The organism is Enterobacter cloacae complex sp. P6RS, from assembly GCF_014982245.1.
Taxonomy (GTDB): domain Bacteria; phylum Pseudomonadota; class Gammaproteobacteria; order Enterobacterales; family Enterobacteriaceae; genus Enterobacter; species Enterobacter bugandensis.
Map to the genome: position 1 here is coordinate 174,964 of NZ_JADCLB010000024.1, position 19,377 is coordinate 194,340.

A 19,377-nucleotide genomic window follows, 5' to 3' on the forward strand; every position below is an offset into this window, starting at 1 on the left:
CCTTTTATCAGTGACGTCCAAAAACAGGGCGCTTACGGTCAAATGTCCAGCCGGGGATAAGGTACTGCATCGGGCCCGCGTCGTTACGCGCGCCGCCCGGTAGCTTTTTATACGCCTCATGGGCTTGATGAACCTGATCCCAGTCAAGCTCCACGCCCAGCCCCGGCGCATCGGGTACGGCAATTTTACCGTTTTTGATCTCCAGCGGATTTTTCGTCAGGCGAGCTTCGCCTTCCTGCCAAATCCAGTGGGTGTCGATGGCGGTAGGGTTACCCGGTGCCGCCGCGCCAACGTGGGTAAACATTGCCAGCGAGATATCGAAATGGTTGTTGGAGTGGCAGCCCCAGGTCAGGCCCCAGTCATCGCACAGCTGCGCCACGCGCACCGCGCCGGAGAGCGTCCAGAAGTGCGGATCTGCCAGCGGAATGTCGACGGCGTTCAGCATCACCGCGTGGCCCATTTCGCGCCAGTTGGTGGCGATCATATTGGTCGCAACCGGCAGCCCGGTTGCGCGGCGGAATTCCGCCATCACCTCGCGGCCTGAGAAGCCCTGCTCGGCGCCGCACGGGTCTTCCGCGTAGGTCAACACGTCACCGAGACCTTTACACAGGCTAATCGCCTCATCCAGCAGCCAGGCGCCGTTCGGGTCAACGGTGATGCGCGCCTCCGGGAAGCGTTTTTTCAGCGCCCGGGCCGTTTCAATCTCCTGCTCGCCGGGCAGCACGCCGCCTTTCAGCTTGAAATCCTTAAAGCCGTAGCGATCCTGCGCAGCTTCAGCCAGGCGCACAACCGTCTCGCTGGAGAGCGCTTCCTGATGGCGCAGCTGATACCAGTCGTGGTCACCCGGTGAACGAGCCAGATAGGGGAGATCGGTTTTATTGCGATCGCCAACGTAGAACAGATAGCCCAGCACGGTGACCGCATCGCGCTGTTTGCCCGGCCCCAGCAGTTCGCAGACCGGAACGTTAAGGGCTTTACCGAGTAAATCCAGCAGTGCCGCTTCCAGGGCGGCGACCGCATTGACGCGCAGTTCAAACGTCCACGCGCCCTTGCCGAAGGTATCAAAGTCCGCCGACTGATTGCCCTTATGCACCCGCTGAACCACCTTGTTCAGACGAGCCACTTCCTGGCCCACGACCTGTGGAATAGCCTCTACCAGGGTCTGGTAGATCACTTCCCCGCCGGGGGCTTCACCCACCCCGGTATTGCCTGCGCTATCGGTCAGCACCACGATATTGCGGGTAAACCATGCGTTATGCGCGCCGCCAATATTGAGCAGCATGCTGTCCTGACCGGCCACCGGGATAACTTTCATTTCCGTGACGATAGGGCTTGATTGTGTTGTCATCATCCGCGCTCCACAACAGGTTTAAGTTCGACGCGTTTAATATCCCCCACCAGCACCAGGTAACTCAGCACCGCCACCAGGGCATGCACACCAACGTAGATTAGCGCGCCGTTGAAAGACCCCGTGGTGCCGACGATGTAACCGATAGCGATAGGCGTGACAATCCCGGAAACGTTGCCGAACATATTGAACAGACCGCCGCTCAGGCCGCTGATCTCTTTCGGTGCCGTATCCGCCATCACCGCCCAGCCCAGCGCGCCAATCCCTTTGCCGAAGAAGGCCATCGCCATAAAGCCGATAATCATCCACTCGGCACTGACGTAGTTACAGAACACCATGGTCATGGAGAGCAGCATGCCGAGCACAATCGGCGTTTTACGCGCGATGTTCAGCGAACCCGTGCGGCGCATCAGCCAGTCGGAAATGACCCCGCCAAGCACGCCGCCGATGAAGCCGCAGATTGCCGGGACCGAGGCAACAAACCCCGCTTTGAGGATCGACATGCCGCGCGCCTGCACCAGATAAACCGGGAACCAGGTGATAAAGAAGTAGGTTAAGGCGTTGATACAGTACTGACCGAGATAGATACCGATCATCATGCGCGAGCCGACGAGCTGCTTGATCTGCGCCCATTTCTGGCTGAAGGGGACTTTTGCTTTGTCAGATTTCTGATCCATATTGATCAGCGCCCCGCCCTCAGCAATGTATTCCAGCTCCTTCTTGTTCACGCCAGGGTGCTGATTCGGTTCGTGGATCACTTTCAGCCAGATAAAGCTGATGACGATCCCAAGCCCGCCCATAAAGAAGAAGACGTGCGACCAGCCCACCTCATGCGTCAGCCAGCCCATAATGGGCGCAAAGATCACCGTTGCGAAATACTGGGCGGAGTTAAAAATTGCCACCGCTGTTCCCCTCTCCTGCGCAGGAAACCAGGCCGCGACAATGCGGCTGTTGCCCGGGAAGGAAGGCGCTTCAGCTAACCCCACCAGGAAGCGCAGCGTGAAGAGCGCCACGATAATGCCAAAGCCGCTGAAGATATCGACGAAACCTTGCAAAAGGGTAAAAGCAGACCAGATAAAGATGGACCAGAAATAGACGCGTTTAGAGCCAAAACGGTCCAGCAGCCAGCCGCCAGGAATTTGGCCGATGACGTAGGCCCATGAGAATGCAGAGAAAACGTAACCCATGCCCACCGGATCAAGGCCGATGTCTTTTGCCATTTCCGAGCCGGCAATCGACAGCGTGGCGCGGTCACCATAGTTAAAGGACGTGACGATAAACAGCATCACCACTATCCAGTAGCGGGCGTTAGTGCGCTTTTCTGCGCTGCTCGCTGCGTGGCTTAATGTACTCATTGTTGCACTCCTGAAACATAGCTTTCGCCTGTTCATTCTGTACAGCACCGGTAGGGTAATCAGAATGAGATAAGTTTTGTCGTTTTAGTACGGCCTGGAGCCGTTTTATTGTGACCGGAAAAGTATATGAAGGAGTGACAGGTTCGCTCACCGTGCAAAAACACAGTATTAAAGGGTGTGAGGAAGGTTGTTTAGGGCATTAGCCCAGAGTAGTGGAAGGTGGTTCACGGAAATGGCGTTTGGTGCGGGGTGTAATGCCGGGTGGCGGCTACGCCTTACCCGGCCTACGAAACTATTTAAGAAGCGTTGCCCAGTATTCAACCCACGGGTTCGATTCGCTTTCGGGTTCAGGATGTTCACCCGCGTCAATCAACAGCATCTCGCCGACGCGCTGGGCGCTCTGTTCCTGAAGAAGCGCATCGAACTGCTTGCCGCCGCCGCAGAAGTTGGCATAAGAGCTATCGCCGAGGGCAATAATGCCGTAGTGGACGTCCGGCTGGTAGCCAAGCCGATCTTTAATGCCCTGGAAAAGCGGCACGATGCTGTCCGGGAGATCGCCCTGACCGGTGGTGGAGGTCACTACCAGAATGTATTTATCTTTATACTTTTCCCAGTCCGCCAGTTCCGGGTCTTCATAGACCGTGGCTTTATGGCCCTGGCTTGTCAAAATCGCCTCAGCCTCTTCCGCTACCAGCAGCGAGTTGCCGTACATTGTGCCGACAAAAATGCCTACTTCAGCCATGCTATTTTCCCATATTGAATGCGCTTACTCTTCATCCTGAACGTTGCCCGATGCAAACTCAACCCTTTCATTTTCGGGGAGTTGTCCCAGCCAGCCAAACTGTGACAGCGCCTGCATCCAGACCTCGTCCAGTCCCGCGCGGATAGTCAGCGGCTCGCCTGTAAACGGGTGCGTCAGGCTCAGCTCGCTGGCGTGCAGCATCAGACGATGGCAGCCAAAGTGTTCGGCCGCGCTGCGATTCTGGCGCAAATCACCGTGTTTGCTGTCGCCAATAATCGGGTGGCGCAGATGCGCAAGGTGGCGTCGCAGCTGGTGCTTGCGCCCGGTTTTGGGCAGAAGCTCAACCAGGCTGTAGCGTGTGGTCGGAAATTTGCTGGTGGCCACCGGCATTTCCGTCGTCGCCATGCCGCGATAATCGGTCACGGCCGGCTGCGGGCCTTTGTCATCCCGGGCAAATTTATCGGCGATTTTGTCCAGCTCCTCCACCAGCGGGTAGTCCAGGGTGTCGGACTCGGTCAGCCACCCACGCACGATCGCGTGGTAGCGCTTCTGGATCTGGTGCTGTTCGAACTGCTGCGCCAGCAGACGGCCAGCCTCGCTGGAAAGCCCCATCAGCAGCACGCCGGAGGTCGGCCTGTCGAGGCGATGGGCGGTAAAAACATGCTGACCAATCTGGTCGCGAACGGTCTGCATCACCACCACTTTCTCATCGCGATCCAGCCAGCTGCGGTGCACCAGCCAGCCAGACGGTTTATTCACCGCCACCAGCCACTCGTCCTGATAGAGGATTTCCAGCGTCATGCATCGTCACCGGCAAACAGGGCGTCCAGTTTTTCCAGCTCAACCAGCATCACATCGCGCGCAGGGTGCGTCGCCTCAAGCGCCATTTCATAGTAGGGAGAAACGGCGAACGCCTGCGGCAAAGGGTGGCCGCCTTCCAGCAGCGCGTGCATGCGCGGGATTAATACCCACTGGAGCCACTCGAGCGGTGCCAGCGTATCCAGGCAGAATGGCTGGGTACTGGCAAACGCTTCCGGATTCGGCGCGGTCTCCTGCCACAGCTGATGCTGGCGCAAAAGGGCTTCGATGGCGTGCAACTGAGCACGAACGCTATCGTGTTGCGTCATAGTAACCTCAACTGAAAAAGTGAACGGCGCGCAGCATAGCATTGCGGAAGACAGAAATAAAAAAGGGAGCACTGTAAAAACAGTGCTCCCGGTTCGTTTCGCAGCATTCCAGCTACAATTCGTGCTCCCTGCTCTTCCGTGACAACTTTTCCTGATGCCCGAAGGCCTGGTCATCCTTATACCTTTTGCATCCTGCACACATCTTCCTGACGTGTTTGTTTCGTCCTGAAACGTCCTGGCCTTCCTGACCCACCGACCATCCTGTTCGGTTCTCGTTCTCCTTCCTGGAGGTGTCCCTTACGCGTCCTGCGTTATCCTTTTGCTTCATCCTGAAGCCTTCCTGCAGCGCCATCCTGACGTGTCCTGAGTAAGAAACGCCATCATCCTGATGTTCGTTTCTCATGTCGGCGTCCTGTCGACGGAGATAGAATCCGCTATTCCGCTTCGTCTTACAACCCACCCTTGCAGCACTGTAAGCCGTAAGAAATCCCTAAAAAAGATGCGATGAACAACTAATTCTTTGAAAAACAGAGTGATATTAATCTGAATTAAATAAGGCAATACTGAATGATCCAGCGATCTCTCACAAACCTTGTAAGAGATCTCTCACACGCGTCGTAGCATGATGGATTACAGAAGTGGCTCAAGCCGGGTAAGGAAATCCGCAAGAGAGGGGGCGAGCGTTTCGCGATTGCGGGTACCAATGGTCTCTTTAATTACTTCCCCGGACAGGTTGCAGACGGATATCACATCCAGTTCGCTGTCCAGCGTGGCAATAAAGAGCGTAGGAGAAAGCTTAAGGCGTTTTTGCGTGACCAGATGACCAATCAGGTTTTCCTGAACACGCTGCAGATCGTCTTCGCTCCAGGTCTGCAACAGCGTCAGCGTCAGGTCCGCAAAGCGCGCGGGCATATCCCCTGCAAACTGCGTGGCATAAAACGCGTGAACCGCTGGTTGTATCACAAGGTCCATAGCCCGTTCAACCGCATTTACATTTTGCTCAGCGGTATTGGGCTTCGGCTGCCAGATAACATAGTCATCCTGCGAAGAGATAATGCACGGCGACGGCACGCCATATAAATCAGCACTTTGCGGCCATGTGCCGTGCTTTTCATGCCACGCGTCGCAATAGCGGGTTGTGAAGGTAGTAAGGGCATTTGCAGTTTCGATGTCCACCGATTTCTCTCTTCTTGTAAGACAGGATAAACTCTGCCCATAAGTGTACCTGTAAAGTGGCTATGAAACATGTCTTACGAAAATCATCAGGCGTTAACCGGCCTAACGCTGGGTAAATCGACCGATTACCGCGATACCTACGATGCAAGCCTGCTGCAGGGCGTGCCGCGCAGCCTGAACCGCGATCCTCTTGGACTGCATGCGGACGCGTTGCCGTTTGTCGGCGGCGATATCTGGACGCTGTACGAACTCTCCTGGCTTAACGCGCGCGGTCTGCCGCAGGTGGCCGTGGGCCACGTTGAGCTGGACTATGCCAGCGTGAACCTGGTGGAATCCAAAAGCTTTAAGCTCTATCTCAACAGCTTCAACCAGACCCGATTCAACAGCTGGGACGAGGTTCAGCAAACGCTGGAGCGGGATTTAGCCGCCTGCGCGCAGGGGAACGTGTCCGTCTCGTTATACCGCCTGCACGAGCTGGAAGGACAGCCCATTGCCCATTTCCACGGAACCTGCATCGACGAGCAGGACATCGAGGTGGAGAATTATGAATTCAGCGCCGATTACCTCGAAAACGCGGCGGGCGGAAAAGTGGTTGAAGAGACGCTGGTCAGCCATTTGCTGAAGTCTAACTGCCTGATTACCCACCAGCCGGACTGGGGTTCGGTGCAGATCCAGTACCGCGGCCCGAAAATTGACCGGGAAAAACTGCTGCGCTATCTGGTGTCGTTCCGCCATCACAACGAATTTCACGAGCAGTGCGTGGAGCGTATTTTTAACGATATTCAGCGTTTCTGCCAGCCGGAGAAACTGAGCGTTTACGCGCGCTATACCCGCCGTGGCGGGCTGGACATTAACCCGTGGCGCACCAACACCGATTTTGTGCCAGCAACGGGCCGTCTGGTGCGTCAATAATATAAATATTTTCACAATATGCGTGCGGTATTCCGCCGAAGTGTTGTGAAACGTCACGCGCCAGGGCTATTGTAATCAAAGGGAATGACGATAATCGTCCCATAAGGAGCTCACTTGATTACACATATTAGCCCGCTTGGCTCAATGGATATGTTGTCGCAGCTGGAAGTGGACATGCTTAAACGCACGGCCAGCAGCGATCTTTATCAACTGTTTCGTAACTGTTCACTTGCCGTACTGAACTCCGGAAGCCTGACAGATAACAGTAAAGAACTGCTGTCCCGCTTCGAAAGCTTTGATATTAACGTGCTGCGCCGCGAGCGTGGCGTGAAACTGGAAGTGATCAACCCGCCGGAAGAGGCCTTTGTCGACGGGCGTATCATTCGTTCCCTTCAGGCCAACCTGTTTGCCGTCCTGCGCGACATCCTGTTTGTTAACGGGCAGATTCACAACGCGGGCCGCTTCCAGCATCTCGACCTGGAAAGCTCCGTTCATATCACCAACCTGGTGTTCTCTATTCTGCGCAACGCCCGCGCCCTGCACGTTGGCGAAGCACCAAACATGGTCGTCTGCTGGGGCGGCCACTCGATTAACGAAACCGAATATCTCTATGCCCGTCGGGTCGGAACGCAGCTTGGCCTGCGCGAGCTGAATATCTGTACCGGCTGTGGTCCGGGTGCAATGGAAGCACCAATGAAAGGTGCAGCCGTGGGTCATGCGCAACAGCGTTACAAAGAGGGGCGGTTTATCGGCATGACCGAGCCGTCAATCATCGCCGCTGAGCCGCCTAACCCGCTGGTCAATGAGCTGATTATCATGCCGGATATCGAGAAGCGTCTTGAGGCGTTTGTTCGTATCGCTCACGGGATTATCATCTTCCCGGGCGGCGTGGGAACGGCGGAAGAGCTGCTCTATCTGCTGGGGATTCTGATGAACCCGGCCAACAAAGATCAGGTTCTACCGCTGATCCTGACCGGCCCGAAAGAGAGCGCCGACTACTTCCGCGTGCTGGACGAGTTTATCGTGCATACGCTGGGAGAAGCCGCGCGTCGTCACTATCGCATCATCATTGATGATGCGGCGGAAGTGGCGCGCCAGATGAAAAAAGCGATGCCGCTGGTGAAAGAGAATCGTCGTGATACCGGTGATGCGTACAGCTTTAACTGGTCAATCCGTATTGCGCCTGACCTGCAGATCCCGTTCGAGCCGACCCATGAAAATATGGCGAACCTGAAACTCTACCCGGACCAGCCGGTGGAAGTGCTGGCCGCCGACCTGCGTCGCGCCTTCTCCGGGATTGTGGCGGGCAACGTGAAGGAGATGGGCATCCGCGCGATTGAGCAGTATGGTCCGTACAAGATCCACGGCGACCCGGAGATGATGCGCCGTATGGACGACATGCTTCAGGGCTTTGTGGCTCAACACCGCATGAAGTTGCCGGGTTCAGCCTACATTCCGTGCTACGAAATCTGCACGTAACGCTCAGTTTCTTCTCCTCAAAGCCGGGGCACCCTGTAGCGGATCCCGGCTTTTTTTATTACCGAATCAATTCATAGGCTTCACTTATAAATTTAACAAACTTACGGCAAACGCAATCGATTACCTCCATTTAACAACCGTAATTTATCAGCCTTAAACTAAATTACCCGCAAGAAAATCCTAAAAACCCATATCTTTACAGCGGAAGACACCTATATTGCGGGCCGCTCTTTTAGCCCACATGTCGTTGGTGGTAGCCTTCGCGCCCGTAAATTCTATTTGATGTTTTTTTAACAGATAAATGGTCTAAAGATGCCCACATCATAAGTGGATTATTGCATTTGGGATCGCGATCACTGATAGATTCATAACGAGAATGTATCTTTCCGCCCGCCAATAGTTACGGGCGAAAATTATTAAAAAACCGTCACTGAACGAATTTCATATTACCGTCAGGCACTTTTTCATCGGATTTGACTAAAAACCTGACAATTTGCTTCCTCCAGGAGATACAGATGGAAACCACTCAAACCAGCACCGTTGCTTCGATTGAATCCCGAAGTGGTTGGCGCAAAACGGATACCATGTGGATGCTGGGCCTTTACGGCACGGCAATCGGCGCTGGTGTACTGTTCCTTCCTATCAACGCAGGCGTCGGCGGTCTGATTCCGCTGATCATCATGGCCATCATCGCCTTCCCGATGACCTACTTCGCACACCGCGGTCTGACCCGCTTCGTGCTGTCCGGTAAAAACCCGGGCGAAGACATCACCGAAGTGGTTGAAGAACATTTCGGCGTTGGCGCAGGTAAACTGATTACCCTGCTCTACTTCTTCGCGATTTACCCAATCCTGCTCGTCTACAGCGTGGCGATCACCAACACCGTTGAAAGCTTCATGACGCACCAGCTGCACATGACGCCGCCACCGCGTGCCATTCTGTCTCTGATCCTGATCGTCGGCATGATGACCATCGTGCGCTTCGGCGAGCAGATGATTGTTAAGGCCATGAGCGTGCTGGTCTTCCCGTTTGTGGCTGCGCTGATGCTGCTGGCCTGCTACCTGATCCCACAGTGGAACGGTGCAGCGCTGGAAACCCTGTCCCTGAGCAGCGCGTCTGCGACCGGTAACGGCCTGCTGATGACCCTGTGGCTGGCGATCCCGGTAATGGTCTTCTCCTTCAACCACTCCCCAATCATCTCCTCTTTCGCCGTGGCGAAACGCGAAGAGTACGGTAATGGTGCAGAGAAGAAGTGCTCCAGCATCCTGGCCCGCGCTCACGTGATGATGGTGCTGACCGTGATGTTCTTCGTCTTCAGCTGCGTACTGAGCCTCTCCCCGGCGGATCTGGCGGCAGCGAAAGAACAGAACATCTCTATTCTGTCTTACCTGGCGAACCACTTTAACGCACCGCTGATTGCGTGGATGGCACCGATCATCGCGATGATCGCCATCACCAAATCCTTCCTGGGCCACTACCTGGGCGCGCGGGAAGGCTTCAACGGTATGGTGATTAAATCTCTGCGCGGTAAAGGCAAGAGCATTGAAATCAACAAGCTGAACAAAATCACTGCACTGTTCATGCTGCTCACCACCTGGGCGGTAGCGACCCTGAACCCAAGCATCCTGGGCATGATTGAAACCCTGGGTGGCCCGGTTATCGCGATGATTCTGTTCCTGATGCCGATGTACGCGATTCAGAAAGTGCCTGCCATGCGCAAGTACAGCGGCCAGGTCAGCAACGTGTTTGTGGTTATCATGGGCCTTATCGCTATCTCTGCGATCTTCTACTCCCTGTACACCATGTTCTGATGAACGCCCGCGCCGCCTTCGGGCGGCGCACTCCTCCCCCTCTGACTGAAAGCAATGGACGCATCATGATTAGCGTATTCGATATTTTCAAAATCGGTATTGGTCCTTCCAGCTCTCACACCGTCGGACCAATGAAAGCCGGTAAGCAGTTCACGGATGACTTGATTGCACGCGGCATTCTGCACGACATCACCCGCGTGGTTGTCGATGTGTACGGCTCGCTTTCCCTGACCGGGAAAGGCCACCATACCGATATCGCCATTATCATGGGCCTGGCGGGAAATCTGCCGGATACCGTTGATATTGACGCGATCCCTGGCTTCATCCAGGACGTGAACACCCACGGTCGTTTGCTGCTGGCAAACGGTGAGCATGAGGTTGAATTCCCGGTTGACCACTGCATGAATTTCCATGCGGACAACCTGTCGCTGCACGAAAACGGCATGCGCATTACCGCGCTGACCGGCGACAAAGCGGTTTACAGCCAGACGTATTACTCCATCGGCGGCGGCTTTATCGTCGACGAAGACCACTTTGGTCAAACCACCACCTCTTCTGTTGAGGTGCCGTATCCGTACAAAACCGCGGCGGATCTCCAGCGCCACTGCCAGGAGACGGGGCTTTCCCTCTCTGGCCTGATGATGAAAAACGAGCTGGCCCTTCACAGCAAAGAGGAGCTGGAACAGCACTTCGCTAGCGTCTGGGAAGTGATGCGCGGCGGCATTGAGCGCGGGATCACCACCGAAGGCGTTCTGCCGGGCAAGCTTCGCGTACCGCGTCGTGCGGCGGCGCTGCGCCGTATGCTGGTAAGCACCGACAAAACGACAACGGACCCGATGGCCGTCGTCGACTGGATCAACATGTTCGCCCTGGCGGTGAACGAAGAGAACGCCGCAGGGGGCCGCGTCGTCACGGCGCCAACCAACGGTGCCTGCGGTATCGTTCCGGCCGTGCTGGCGTACTACGACAAGTTTATCCGTGAAGTGAACGCTAACTCCCTGGCGCGCTACCTGCTGGTCGCCAGCGCGATTGGTTCTCTGTATAAAATGAACGCCTCCATTTCCGGTGCGGAAGTAGGCTGTCAGGGCGAAGTCGGCGTGGCATGCTCCATGGCGGCGGCGGGCCTGGCGGAACTGTTGGGCGCAAGCCCGGCGCAGGTCTGCATCGCTGCGGAAATCGGCATGGAACATAACCTGGGGCTAACCTGCGATCCGGTTGCCGGACAGGTACAGGTGCCGTGCATCGAGCGTAACGCCATCGCCTCCGTCAAAGCGGTGAACGCGGCGCGTATGGCGCTGCGCCGCACCAGTGAGCCGCGCGTCTGTCTCGATAAAGTTATCGAAACCATGTACGAAACCGGTAAAGATATGAACGCCAAATACCGCGAAACCTCTCGCGGCGGCCTGGCGATGAAGATCGTAACCTGCGATTAAGCCTCTCAGGAAGCCTCGTTTTGCGAGGCTTCTTCCTGTTTTCCCTCACGCTATTCGTTTCATCCTGCCGACAGTGATACCCTTTACCCATTAGATTTAAGGGAGAATATCTGTGGCTGTTCATTTGCTTATCGTCGACGCGCTCAATCTGATTCGCCGAATCCATGCGGTACAAGGCACGCCCTGCAAGGACACCTGCCTGCACGCGCTGGAGCAGCTTATTCGCCACAGCGAGCCGACGCACGTCGTGGCCGTGTTTGATGACGAAGCGCGCAACAGCGGCTGGCGACATCAGCGCCTGCCCGACTACAAGGCTGGACGCGCGCCGATGCCGGACGATCTCCATGCCGAAATGCCCACCCTGCGTGCCGCCTTTGAGCAGCGCGGCGTCCCCTGCTGGGGTGCACAGGGCAATGAAGCCGACGATCTCGCGGCCACCCTGGCCGTAAAAGTGGCAAGTGCCGGGCATCAGGCCACTATCGTTTCAACTGACAAAGGCTACTGCCAGCTGCTCTCCCCAACTATCCGCATTCGCGACTATTTTCAAAAACGCTGGCTGGACGCGCCGTTTATTGCCAGCGAGTTCGGCGTCTTGCCTGAGCAACTGCCGGATTATTGGGGTCTGGCAGGCATCAGCAGCTCTAAGGTTCCGGGTGTCGCCGGTATTGGACCAAAGAGCGCCGCCCAGTTGCTGACCGATTTTCAGAGTCTGGAAGGGATTTACGCCCGTCTGGATGAGGTGCCAGAAAAGTGGCGCAAGAAGCTGGAGGCGCATAAAGAGATGGCGTTTATCTGCCGCGAGGTGGCGACGCTACAGACAGATTTACAGCTGGACGGGAATTTACAGCAGTTGCGGTTAGAACGTTAAAACGTCAACACCGTTTTGTAGGCCCGGTAAGCGCAGCGCCACCGGGCAAAACAAAACACGCACTATCGCTCGTCGCGACGTCCGCCTACAGCCGCCCACCAGCGACGGATGTGTACCGTCACCTCTTCGCGGTCGTGGTACAACTGACGCGCCTGGATCTCCACGTTAATACCGTGCTCATCCAGCTGTGCCTGAATATAGGCCAGGTTCTGGGATACCTCCTCGTAGCGCTTTTTCATCGGCAGCTTGAGGTTGAAAATGGTCTCACGGCACCAGCCGTTCACCAGCCAGGAGGCCATCAGCGCGGCCACTTTTGCCGGCTTCTCCACCATGTCGCACACCATCCACGAGATGTTGTTGCGGGTTGGGCGATAGCGGAAACCGTCTTCTCGCAGCCAGGTGACCTGTCCTGTGTCCATCAGGCTTTGCGCCATTGGGCCGTTATCCACAGACGACACCCACATGTTGCGTTTCACCAGCTGATAGGTCCAGCCGCCCGGACACGCGCCAAGGTCGACGGCATACATGCCGTTAGCCAGACGCTCGTCCCACTCATCTGCCGGGATAAAGACGTGAAACGCCTCTTCCAGCTTCAGGGTTGAACGGCTCGGCGCATCTGCCGGGAACTTCAGGCGCGGGATGCCCATAAAGAATGGCGAATTGTTATTGGTGTACGAATAGCCCGCATAGCAGCAGCCCGGTGCGATAAAGAAGATATGCACCACCGGACGCTTCGGCGTTTCGTAGTTTGTCAGTATGCCCGCGTCACGCAGCGCTGCGCGCAGCGGCACGGTGAACTTACGGCAAAACTTCATCAGCTCTTTGCTTTCGTTGGTATCGGCAACCTCAACGCGCAGGTCGCCGCCCTTCTCCACCACGCCCTGCAGCATGCCCACAATCGGCGTGATGCGATCTTCCGGCGGAAGATCTTTCAGCAACTCACCCGCGACGAACATCTGGCGGGCGAAAATCAGCGAGCTGAACGGCAGCTCGCGCGCCAGCTTGTCGGCGTCTTCAGGCTGATAACATTCGAATACCACATAGCCCGCATTTTCTTTTACGCGAGCAAAGCCGAAGACTTCGCGCTTCGCCGCTTTATCGGTAATTTCCGCGGCGCACTCTTTCTCAAACCCCGGGCGACAATATAAAACAACCTTATTCATGAACAACGCCCTTGCGTTTCAGACGGATAGCTCCGATAAACATTAATACCCAACCCGCCAGGAAGCTCACGCCGCCGACAGGTGTAACAAACGCCCACAGGCGCAAATGCGAGAGGGCCAGACAGTAAAGGCTGCCGCTAAACAGCACAGTACCCAGCGCCATAAATACGCTACTCCAGTAAAACCAGATGCTTATCCGTCGCTGCATCGCCACCGCCAGCCCAAAAATAGCCAGCGTATGAAACGCCTGGTATTCAAGGCCGGTCTGGATCCAGCCCATCTCAACGGCGCCCAAAGACTTGCTCAATACGTGCGCGCCAAAGGCGCCCAGTGCAACAAAAATAAAGCCACTCACCGCGGCAAAAATCAGCATGAATCGGCTGGTCATGTTTAAGTCCTGAATTAATGCGTGCCCGGCACACAAACGTTATTGTTCATACCTGAAGCGGAATTTTTCTTGCTCGCTTGCCGCTTTCGCCAGTATCCACTGCCGGAAGGCGGCTATTTTACCCAGTTCTGCCTGACTGTCATGACAAACCAGATAAAATGCATTCTTACTGACCAGTACATCATTAAAAGGGCAAACCAGACGGCCTGCCTCAATTTCGGACTGCGCCATCACGTTGTTCGCCAACGCCACGCCCTGTCCGTGAATGGCAGCCTGTAGCACCATCGCACTATGGCTAAAAATGGGGCCCTGCTGCACGTTTATATGACTAAGACCTAATTGACGGGTATAAGTTTGCCAGTCGCGGCGAGAGGCATCATGTAAAAGCGTATGCTGCGCCAGGTCAGCGGGTGTTTTCAGCGCCTTGTCGCCTGTTAAAAGCAGAGGCGAACAGACCGGCAGCAGATATTCTGCGTATAATTTCTCGACACGCAAGCCCGGCCAGTTGCCGCGACCATAAAAAATGGCGACATCCACATCATCGGCCAGCTTGTCTTCCTGACGATCCACCGCCTGGATTCGAACGTCGATCCCCGGATAAGCTGAGTTAAAGCTTGAGAGTCTTGGCACCAGCCACTGAATGGCAAAACTGGGCAATAAACTAACAGTCAGGGCACCTTTTGCACTGCGGGCCTGCAGCTTACGCGTGGCTTCCGTGAGCTGGGAAAAAATCTCTTTAATATCCTGAAAATAGCTCTGCCCCTCTTCGGTAAGCAGCAAGGAACGATTGCGTCGGCGGAACAGCTTAAGGCCCAGGAAATCCTCCAGGGACTTGATTTGGTGACTTACTGCGGCCTGTGTCACAAAAAGCTCATCTGCCGCACGGGTGAAGCTCAGGTGACGTGCTGCTGCATCAAAAACGCGTAATGCATTAAGGGGTGGCAATCGCTTTGACATGGTTATCTGGCTTAGATGTTAACGGAATTTAACAAACAGGAAACAACGTTTAACCTATTAGTTTTTTTTATCTGAGCCATTATAATTTGTCCGTTGAGGAACTACCAGCAAATACCTATAGTGGCGGCACTTCCTGAGCCGGAACGAAGAGCTTTTTTCGGAATGCGTGTTCTGAAGGGCTTTTGGCTTACGGTTGTGATGTTGTGTTGTTGTGTTTGCAATTGGTCTGCGATTCAGACCACGGTAGCAACGCTACCAATTTTTCACTTCCTGTACATTTACCCTGTCTGTCCATAGTGATTAATGTAGCACCGCCAATTTGCGGTGCTTTTTTTTCGCCTGCGATCGGTTAATGCTCGATCTCTTTCATCTCTTTCACGTCCGTGCGGTTGATCTGCTGCTTGTTCCCGTTAGCATCTTTGTACGAAATCATCCCGGTATCGTTATCGGTAGTCGGTTTCCCTTCCGAAACGATAGAACGACCATCGTTTGTGTGCATCACGTAGTTGTTACCAGAACAGGCGCTCAGGGCAAAAGTAAACGCACAGGCAGAAATGATTGCAGCTGTCTTATTCATGATTATTCTCCTTTAGCAATTAATGCTATTCAAACCTCGATTTATAACAGGCTAAAACATCCGCCTAACACTATTTAGCATAACCTGCTTTTTCGAGGTCGCCAGGATAAGCAGACAAATCTGATAGATATCAACCTCCTTGCCCTGCCGCTGAAATTGCGCGACGATCTCTCTATCGACACGAGGAATTCCATGAACGCTTTCAGTCCTGCGCAGTTTCGCGCACAGTTTCCGGCACTAGCCGATGCCGGCATTTACCTTGATAGCGCCGCCACGGCCCTGAAGCCCCAGGCGGTGATCGAGGCCACGCAGCAGTTCTACAGCCTGAGCGCCGGCAACGTACATCGCAGCCAGTTTGCCGAAGCGCAGCGCCTGACCGCGCGCTATGAAGCCGCACGGGATCAGGTTGCACGCCTGATCAATGCCGAAAGCGGGAAAAATATCGTCTGGACGCGCGGCACGACCGAAGCCATCAATATGGTGGCCCAGAGCTATGCCCGCCCGCTGCTGCAGCCAGGGGACGAGATCATTGTCAGCGAAGCAGAACATCACGCTAACCTGGTGCCGTGGCTGATGGTGGCTGAGCAAACGGGCGCGCGCGTTGTTAAGCTCCCGTTGAGTGCAGACTTTCTGCCTGACGTGGCCCGTCTCCCTGAGCTGATTACCCCGCGCAGCCGCATTCTGGCACTGGGGCAGATGTCCAACGTCACCGGCGGCTGTCCGGACCTGGCTCGCGCCATTGAGATTGCCCATGCCAGCGGCGTGGTGGTGATGGTCGACGGTGCTCAGGGCGTGGTTCATTTCCCCGCTGATGTGCAGGCGCTGGATATCGACTTCTACGCCTTCTCCGGGCACAAACTCTACGGGCCAACCGGGATTGGCGCGCTGTACGGTAAGCCAGAACTGCTGGCAAAAATGACGCCGTGGCTCGGCGGCGGCAAAATGATTACCGAAGTGACCTTCGACGGTTTTAAAACGCAGGAGGTGCCTTACCGTCTGGAAGCGGGCACGCCGAACGTGGCCGGGGTCATCGGCCTCAGCGCCGCACTTGAATGGCTGGCGGAAACGGACGCGGTTCAGGCGGAAAGCTGGAGCCGAGGGCTGGCGACGCTGGCAGAGGAAGAACTGAAAAAACGCCCGGGTTTCCGCTCGTTCCGCGTTCAGGATTCCAGCCTGCTCGCCTTTGATTTTGCTGGCGTGCATCATAGCGATATGGTGACGCTGCTGGCCGGATACGGCATTGCCCTGCGCGCCGGACAGCACTGCGCCCAGCCGCTGCTGGCGGCGCTCGGCGTCAGCGGTACGCTGCGCGCCTCGTTTGCGCCGTATAATACCCAAAGCGATGTCGACGCGCTGGTTAGCGCCGTTGACCGCGCCCTTGAAATACTGGTGGATTAATGACTAGCGCTGCTTTAGCCGGACATCCGTTTGGCACGGTCATCACTGAAGAGACCTTAAAACAGACCTTCGCCCCGCTCCAGCAGTGGGAAGATAAATATCGTCAGCTGATCCTGCTGGGTAAACAGCTCCCAGCTCTTTCCGACGATCTTAAAGCGCAGGCGAAAGAGATTGCGGGCTGTGAAAACCGCGTCTGGCTGGGCGTGAGCGTCTCCGGCGAGAAGCTGCATTTCTTCGGCGACAGCGAAGGGCGTATCGTCCGGGGCCTGCTGGCGGTCCTGTTAACCGCCATTGAGGGGAAAAGCGCGGCGGAATTGTTAACGCGCTCGCCGCTGGCGCTGTTCGACGAGCTGGGGCTGCGCGCGCAGCTTAGCGCCTCGCGCGGTCAGGGCCTGATCGCGCTCAGCGACGCGGTGCTGGACGCCGCACGTCAGGCTCAGGCCTGACGTTCCGCCTTCGCCATCATCTTCTTCAGGGCGTGAGAGACCGCCACAAAGCCAAAAGAGGCGGTTACCATGGTGGCCGCCCCAAAGCCTGACGCGCAGTCCATGCGTTTTGGCCCTTCCGCCGTGCTTTTCATCGCACAAACTGAACCATCCGCCTGCGGGTAGACCAGCGCTTCGGTGGAGAACACGCAGTCGACGCCCAGCTTGCCCTTGCTGTTCTTTACCACATTGAAGTCGCTCTTCAGGCGTTCACGCAGCTTGGCAGCCAGCGGATCCTGAATGGTTTTCGCCAGATCGGCAACCTGGATCTGCGTGGGATCGATTTGCCCGCCCGCGCCGCCGGTCGTGACCAGCGGCACCTTGTAACGACGGCAGTATGCGATCAGCGCCGCTTTAGGCCGCACGCTGTCGATGGCGTCAATCACATAGCTGTAGCCTTTGCTCATGTACTCCGCGACGTTATCTGCCGTCACAAAGTCGTCGATCACCGTCACCCGACACTCCGGATTGATGAGGCGAATGCGCTCCGCCATCACCTCGGACTTCGCCAGGCCGACGTTATCACGCAGGGCGTGGATCTGACGGTTAGTGTTGGTCACACAAACGTCATCCATATCAATCAGCGTGATTGCGCCAATCCCGGTTCTCGCCAGCGCTTCCGCCGCCCAGGAGCCGACACCGCCAATGCCCACGACGCAGACGTGCGCATCCGCAAACAGCTGCAGGGCTTTTTCACCATAGAGACGTGCCGTGCCGCCAAAACGCTGGCGCCAGGCATCGCTGATTACCACAGACATAAAACCTCAGATGTAAAAAGGGTGAGGTTTTCCTCACCCTGAACAGTAATCCGTATTGCGCTCAGAATACCACAATCAGCCGCTGAATACGTTTCCGGTGCCCGGCGCGGCCTTCAGCACCCATACGCGTCCGTAGTGGTTATACCAGCCTGCACGGTGACCGGCATCCGGGCCAATGCCCTGATAGATATCAAAGTGCTGGCCCTTAATCGCTCCGCCAACATCCAGGGCTACCATCAGACGCAGCTCATATTTGCCGTTGAACTTGCCGTTGTTGTCGAGCAGAGGGACTTCCGCCAGCAGCGTGGTACCCGCAGGAATGATAGAACGATCCGATGCCACCGACGCGCGGCCAATCAGCGGCACAGCGCTGGCCCCTTTCACCGGCGCGAAGTTTTGCGGCTTGAAGAAGACGAACGATGGGTTCTGCTCCAGCAGCTCGCGCACCTCGGCTTCACTGTGCTTTTCGCCCCACTCGCGGATCGCCTGCATCGACATATCTTCTTTTTTCACTTCGCCGCGGTCAATCAGCACCTTACCGATGCTGCGGTAGGCATGGCCGTTTTTCCCGGCATAGCTGAAGAAGTTAAGCGGTGAACCGTCGCCAAAATCAATGTAGCCGCTGCCCTGCACGTCCATGATGAAATTATCCATCAGGGAATTGCTGTAGGCCAGGACGTAGTTTTCGCTCAGCGCACCGGCGTAGATTTCGGCACGGGACGGCAGACGGCCGCGTTTTGGCGGCATACGGTAGATAGGGTACTGGAACTCGCCCTGGCGCGTGTGTCGCGCCTGAACCACGGGCGTGTAATAGCCGGTGAACTGGACGTTGCCGTAGTTATCCGCCCCTTCCATTTGCCAGGCATCAATACCAAACTGGCGCATGTTGCGCGTATCGCCGCCCGCCTTCAGCCAGTCCTGTACCGCGCTATAAACATTGTTCTGTGCGCTATACAGACGCGGCGACGCGTTGCGGATCTGGTAGACCTGCTCGGAGAAATCACCGGCGTTGATCGGCGCGCCAACGGCGTCAGGCTGATTAACTAAAGAGAAAGGCTGGGATAACTTCCCGTCTTTATACTGCTGACCGCGATCGGTCGGTTTGGAAGAACAGGCCGCAAGAATCGTTACCATTGCGCCCGCCATCAGATACTTCGCCCAACGTCCTTTCATTATATCTCGTCTTTAAGTTGCCCATTTCCGCGTGATGAAGATAACAAACCGACAAAGCGAATGAAATGCGATCGCATGCCCTTTGGCAAATTCAGAGCAAAAAATAGTCTAAATGTCGCAATGCCGTTCACTTTACATACAAAGTTAATGATTTATGTGAAAAAGGGGTTGCATCACAAACCTATCCGAGTATAGTGCGCTTCCACGGACGCGGGGTGGAGCAGCCT

Annotated in this window: 19 protein-coding genes; 7 read left to right on the forward strand and 12 right to left on the reverse strand. The window is 55.9% G+C overall.

What is annotated here, in order from left to right; all coding sequences use genetic code 11:
- Window positions 1-7: 7 nt before the first annotated feature.
- The 6 genes from INF73_RS18155 to syd form a co-directional block, all read right to left on the reverse strand.
- The gene (locus INF73_RS18155) at window positions 8-1,348 is read right to left on the reverse strand and encodes an enolase C-terminal domain-like protein (protein WP_063155170.1); all 1,341 of its coding nucleotides are present in this window, start codon (window positions 1,346-1,348) and stop codon (window positions 8-10) included.
- Complete coding sequence (gudP, locus tag INF73_RS18160; RefSeq protein ID WP_041908405.1) at window positions 1,348-2,703, reverse strand: galactarate/glucarate/glycerate transporter GudP; 1,356 nt, start codon at window positions 2,701-2,703, stop codon at window positions 1,348-1,350. Before gudP ends, INF73_RS18155 begins: the two co-directional genes overlap by 1 nt.
- A gap of 292 nt (window positions 2,704-2,995) precedes the next feature.
- Entirely contained in the window at window positions 2,996-3,445 is a 450-nt protein-coding gene (locus INF73_RS18165) for a flavodoxin (protein ID WP_193541410.1), read from the reverse strand.
- A gap of 24 nt (window positions 3,446-3,469) precedes the next feature.
- Window positions 3,470-4,246: a tRNA pseudouridine(65) synthase TruC gene (gene truC / locus INF73_RS18170; RefSeq protein WP_193541408.1), complete on the reverse strand. Its 777-nt coding sequence runs from the start codon at window positions 4,244-4,246 to the stop codon at window positions 3,470-3,472.
- Window positions 4,243-4,572, reverse strand: a complete 330-nt coding sequence (locus tag INF73_RS18175; protein WP_193541406.1) for a YqcC family protein — start codon at window positions 4,570-4,572, stop codon at window positions 4,243-4,245. The genes truC and INF73_RS18175 overlap by 4 nt, the downstream gene beginning before the upstream one ends.
- Window positions 4,573-5,202: 630 nt before the next feature.
- The gene (gene syd, locus INF73_RS18180) at window positions 5,203-5,748 is read right to left on the reverse strand and encodes a SecY-interacting protein (protein WP_193541404.1); all 546 of its coding nucleotides are present in this window, start codon (window positions 5,746-5,748) and stop codon (window positions 5,203-5,205) included.
- A 69-nt stretch (window positions 5,749-5,817) separates the two neighbouring features.
- On the opposite strand from syd, the gene queF reads away from it, so the two are divergent.
- From queF to xni, 5 genes are all read left to right on the forward strand, one after another.
- Window positions 5,818-6,660 (forward strand): NADPH-dependent 7-cyano-7-deazaguanine reductase QueF, encoded by an 843-nt coding sequence (queF, locus tag INF73_RS18185; RefSeq protein ID WP_048957216.1) that lies wholly within the window; start codon window positions 5,818-5,820, stop codon window positions 6,658-6,660.
- A 114-nt stretch (window positions 6,661-6,774) separates the two neighbouring features.
- A complete protein-coding gene (gene ppnN / locus INF73_RS18190) occupies window positions 6,775-8,139 on the forward strand; it encodes a nucleotide 5'-monophosphate nucleosidase PpnN (protein ID WP_023309027.1) in 1,365 nt (454 codons plus the stop codon).
- A 515-nt stretch (window positions 8,140-8,654) separates the two neighbouring features.
- A complete protein-coding gene (locus tag INF73_RS18195) occupies window positions 8,655-9,950 on the forward strand; it encodes an HAAAP family serine/threonine permease (RefSeq protein ID WP_028014268.1) in 1,296 nt (431 codons plus the stop codon).
- 65 nt (window positions 9,951-10,015) lie between these two features.
- Window positions 10,016-11,383 carry an L-serine ammonia-lyase gene (locus INF73_RS18200; RefSeq protein ID WP_193541402.1) on the forward strand — a complete coding sequence of 456 codons (1,368 nt, stop codon included), beginning with the start codon at window positions 10,016-10,018 and terminating at the stop codon, window positions 11,381-11,383.
- 112 nt (window positions 11,384-11,495) lie between these two features.
- Window positions 11,496-12,251 (forward strand): flap endonuclease Xni, encoded by a 756-nt coding sequence (xni, locus tag INF73_RS18205; RefSeq protein ID WP_047367472.1) that lies wholly within the window; start codon window positions 11,496-11,498, stop codon window positions 12,249-12,251.
- Between the two features lie 62 nt (window positions 12,252-12,313).
- Here the strand turns inward: xni and rlmM are convergent, their stop codons facing one another.
- The 4 genes from rlmM to INF73_RS18225 all read right to left on the reverse strand — a co-directional run bounded on the left by rlmM (window position 12,314) and on the right by INF73_RS18225 (window position 15,336).
- Window positions 12,314-13,414: a 23S rRNA (cytidine(2498)-2'-O)-methyltransferase RlmM gene (gene rlmM, locus INF73_RS18210; RefSeq protein WP_028014271.1), complete on the reverse strand. Its 1,101-nt coding sequence runs from the start codon at window positions 13,412-13,414 to the stop codon at window positions 12,314-12,316.
- The gene (locus tag INF73_RS18215) at window positions 13,407-13,802 is read right to left on the reverse strand and encodes a DUF423 domain-containing protein (protein WP_028014272.1); all 396 of its coding nucleotides are present in this window, start codon (window positions 13,800-13,802) and stop codon (window positions 13,407-13,409) included. The genes rlmM and INF73_RS18215 overlap by 8 nt, the downstream gene beginning before the upstream one ends.
- Before the next feature lie 39 nt (window positions 13,803-13,841).
- A complete protein-coding gene (gene gcvA / locus INF73_RS18220) occupies window positions 13,842-14,759 on the reverse strand; it encodes a glycine cleavage system transcriptional regulator GcvA (protein ID WP_014885066.1) in 918 nt (305 codons plus the stop codon).
- A 349-nt stretch (window positions 14,760-15,108) separates the two neighbouring features.
- Window positions 15,109-15,336 carry a YgdI/YgdR family lipoprotein gene (locus tag INF73_RS18225; protein ID WP_008499648.1) on the reverse strand — a complete coding sequence of 76 codons (228 nt, stop codon included), beginning with the start codon at window positions 15,334-15,336 and terminating at the stop codon, window positions 15,109-15,111.
- A 192-nt stretch (window positions 15,337-15,528) separates the two neighbouring features.
- Here INF73_RS18225 and csdA point away from each other — a divergent pair, with 192 nt between their 5' ends.
- Both csdA and csdE read left to right on the forward strand, forming a co-directional pair.
- Complete coding sequence (gene csdA, locus INF73_RS18230; RefSeq protein ID WP_028014273.1) at window positions 15,529-16,734, forward strand: cysteine desulfurase CsdA; 1,206 nt, start codon at window positions 15,529-15,531, stop codon at window positions 16,732-16,734.
- On the forward strand, window positions 16,734-17,180 hold the full coding sequence (gene csdE / locus INF73_RS18235; RefSeq protein ID WP_045261322.1) for a cysteine desulfurase sulfur acceptor subunit CsdE: 447 nt from the start codon (window positions 16,734-16,736) through the stop codon (window positions 17,178-17,180). Before csdA ends, csdE begins: the two co-directional genes overlap by 1 nt.
- On the opposite strand, the gene tcdA is transcribed toward csdE, so the two are convergent.
- Both tcdA and mltA read right to left on the reverse strand, forming a co-directional pair.
- A complete protein-coding gene (tcdA, locus tag INF73_RS18240) occupies window positions 17,171-17,977 on the reverse strand; it encodes a tRNA cyclic N6-threonylcarbamoyladenosine(37) synthase TcdA (RefSeq protein WP_006811804.1) in 807 nt (268 codons plus the stop codon). The two genes, csdE and tcdA, sit on opposite strands and share 10 nt — an antisense overlap.
- A 75-nt stretch (window positions 17,978-18,052) precedes the next feature.
- The gene (gene mltA, locus INF73_RS18245; protein ID WP_193541400.1) at window positions 18,053-19,150 is read right to left on the reverse strand and encodes a murein transglycosylase A; all 1,098 of its coding nucleotides are present in this window, start codon (window positions 19,148-19,150) and stop codon (window positions 18,053-18,055) included.
- Between the last annotated feature and the right edge of the window lie 227 nt (window positions 19,151-19,377).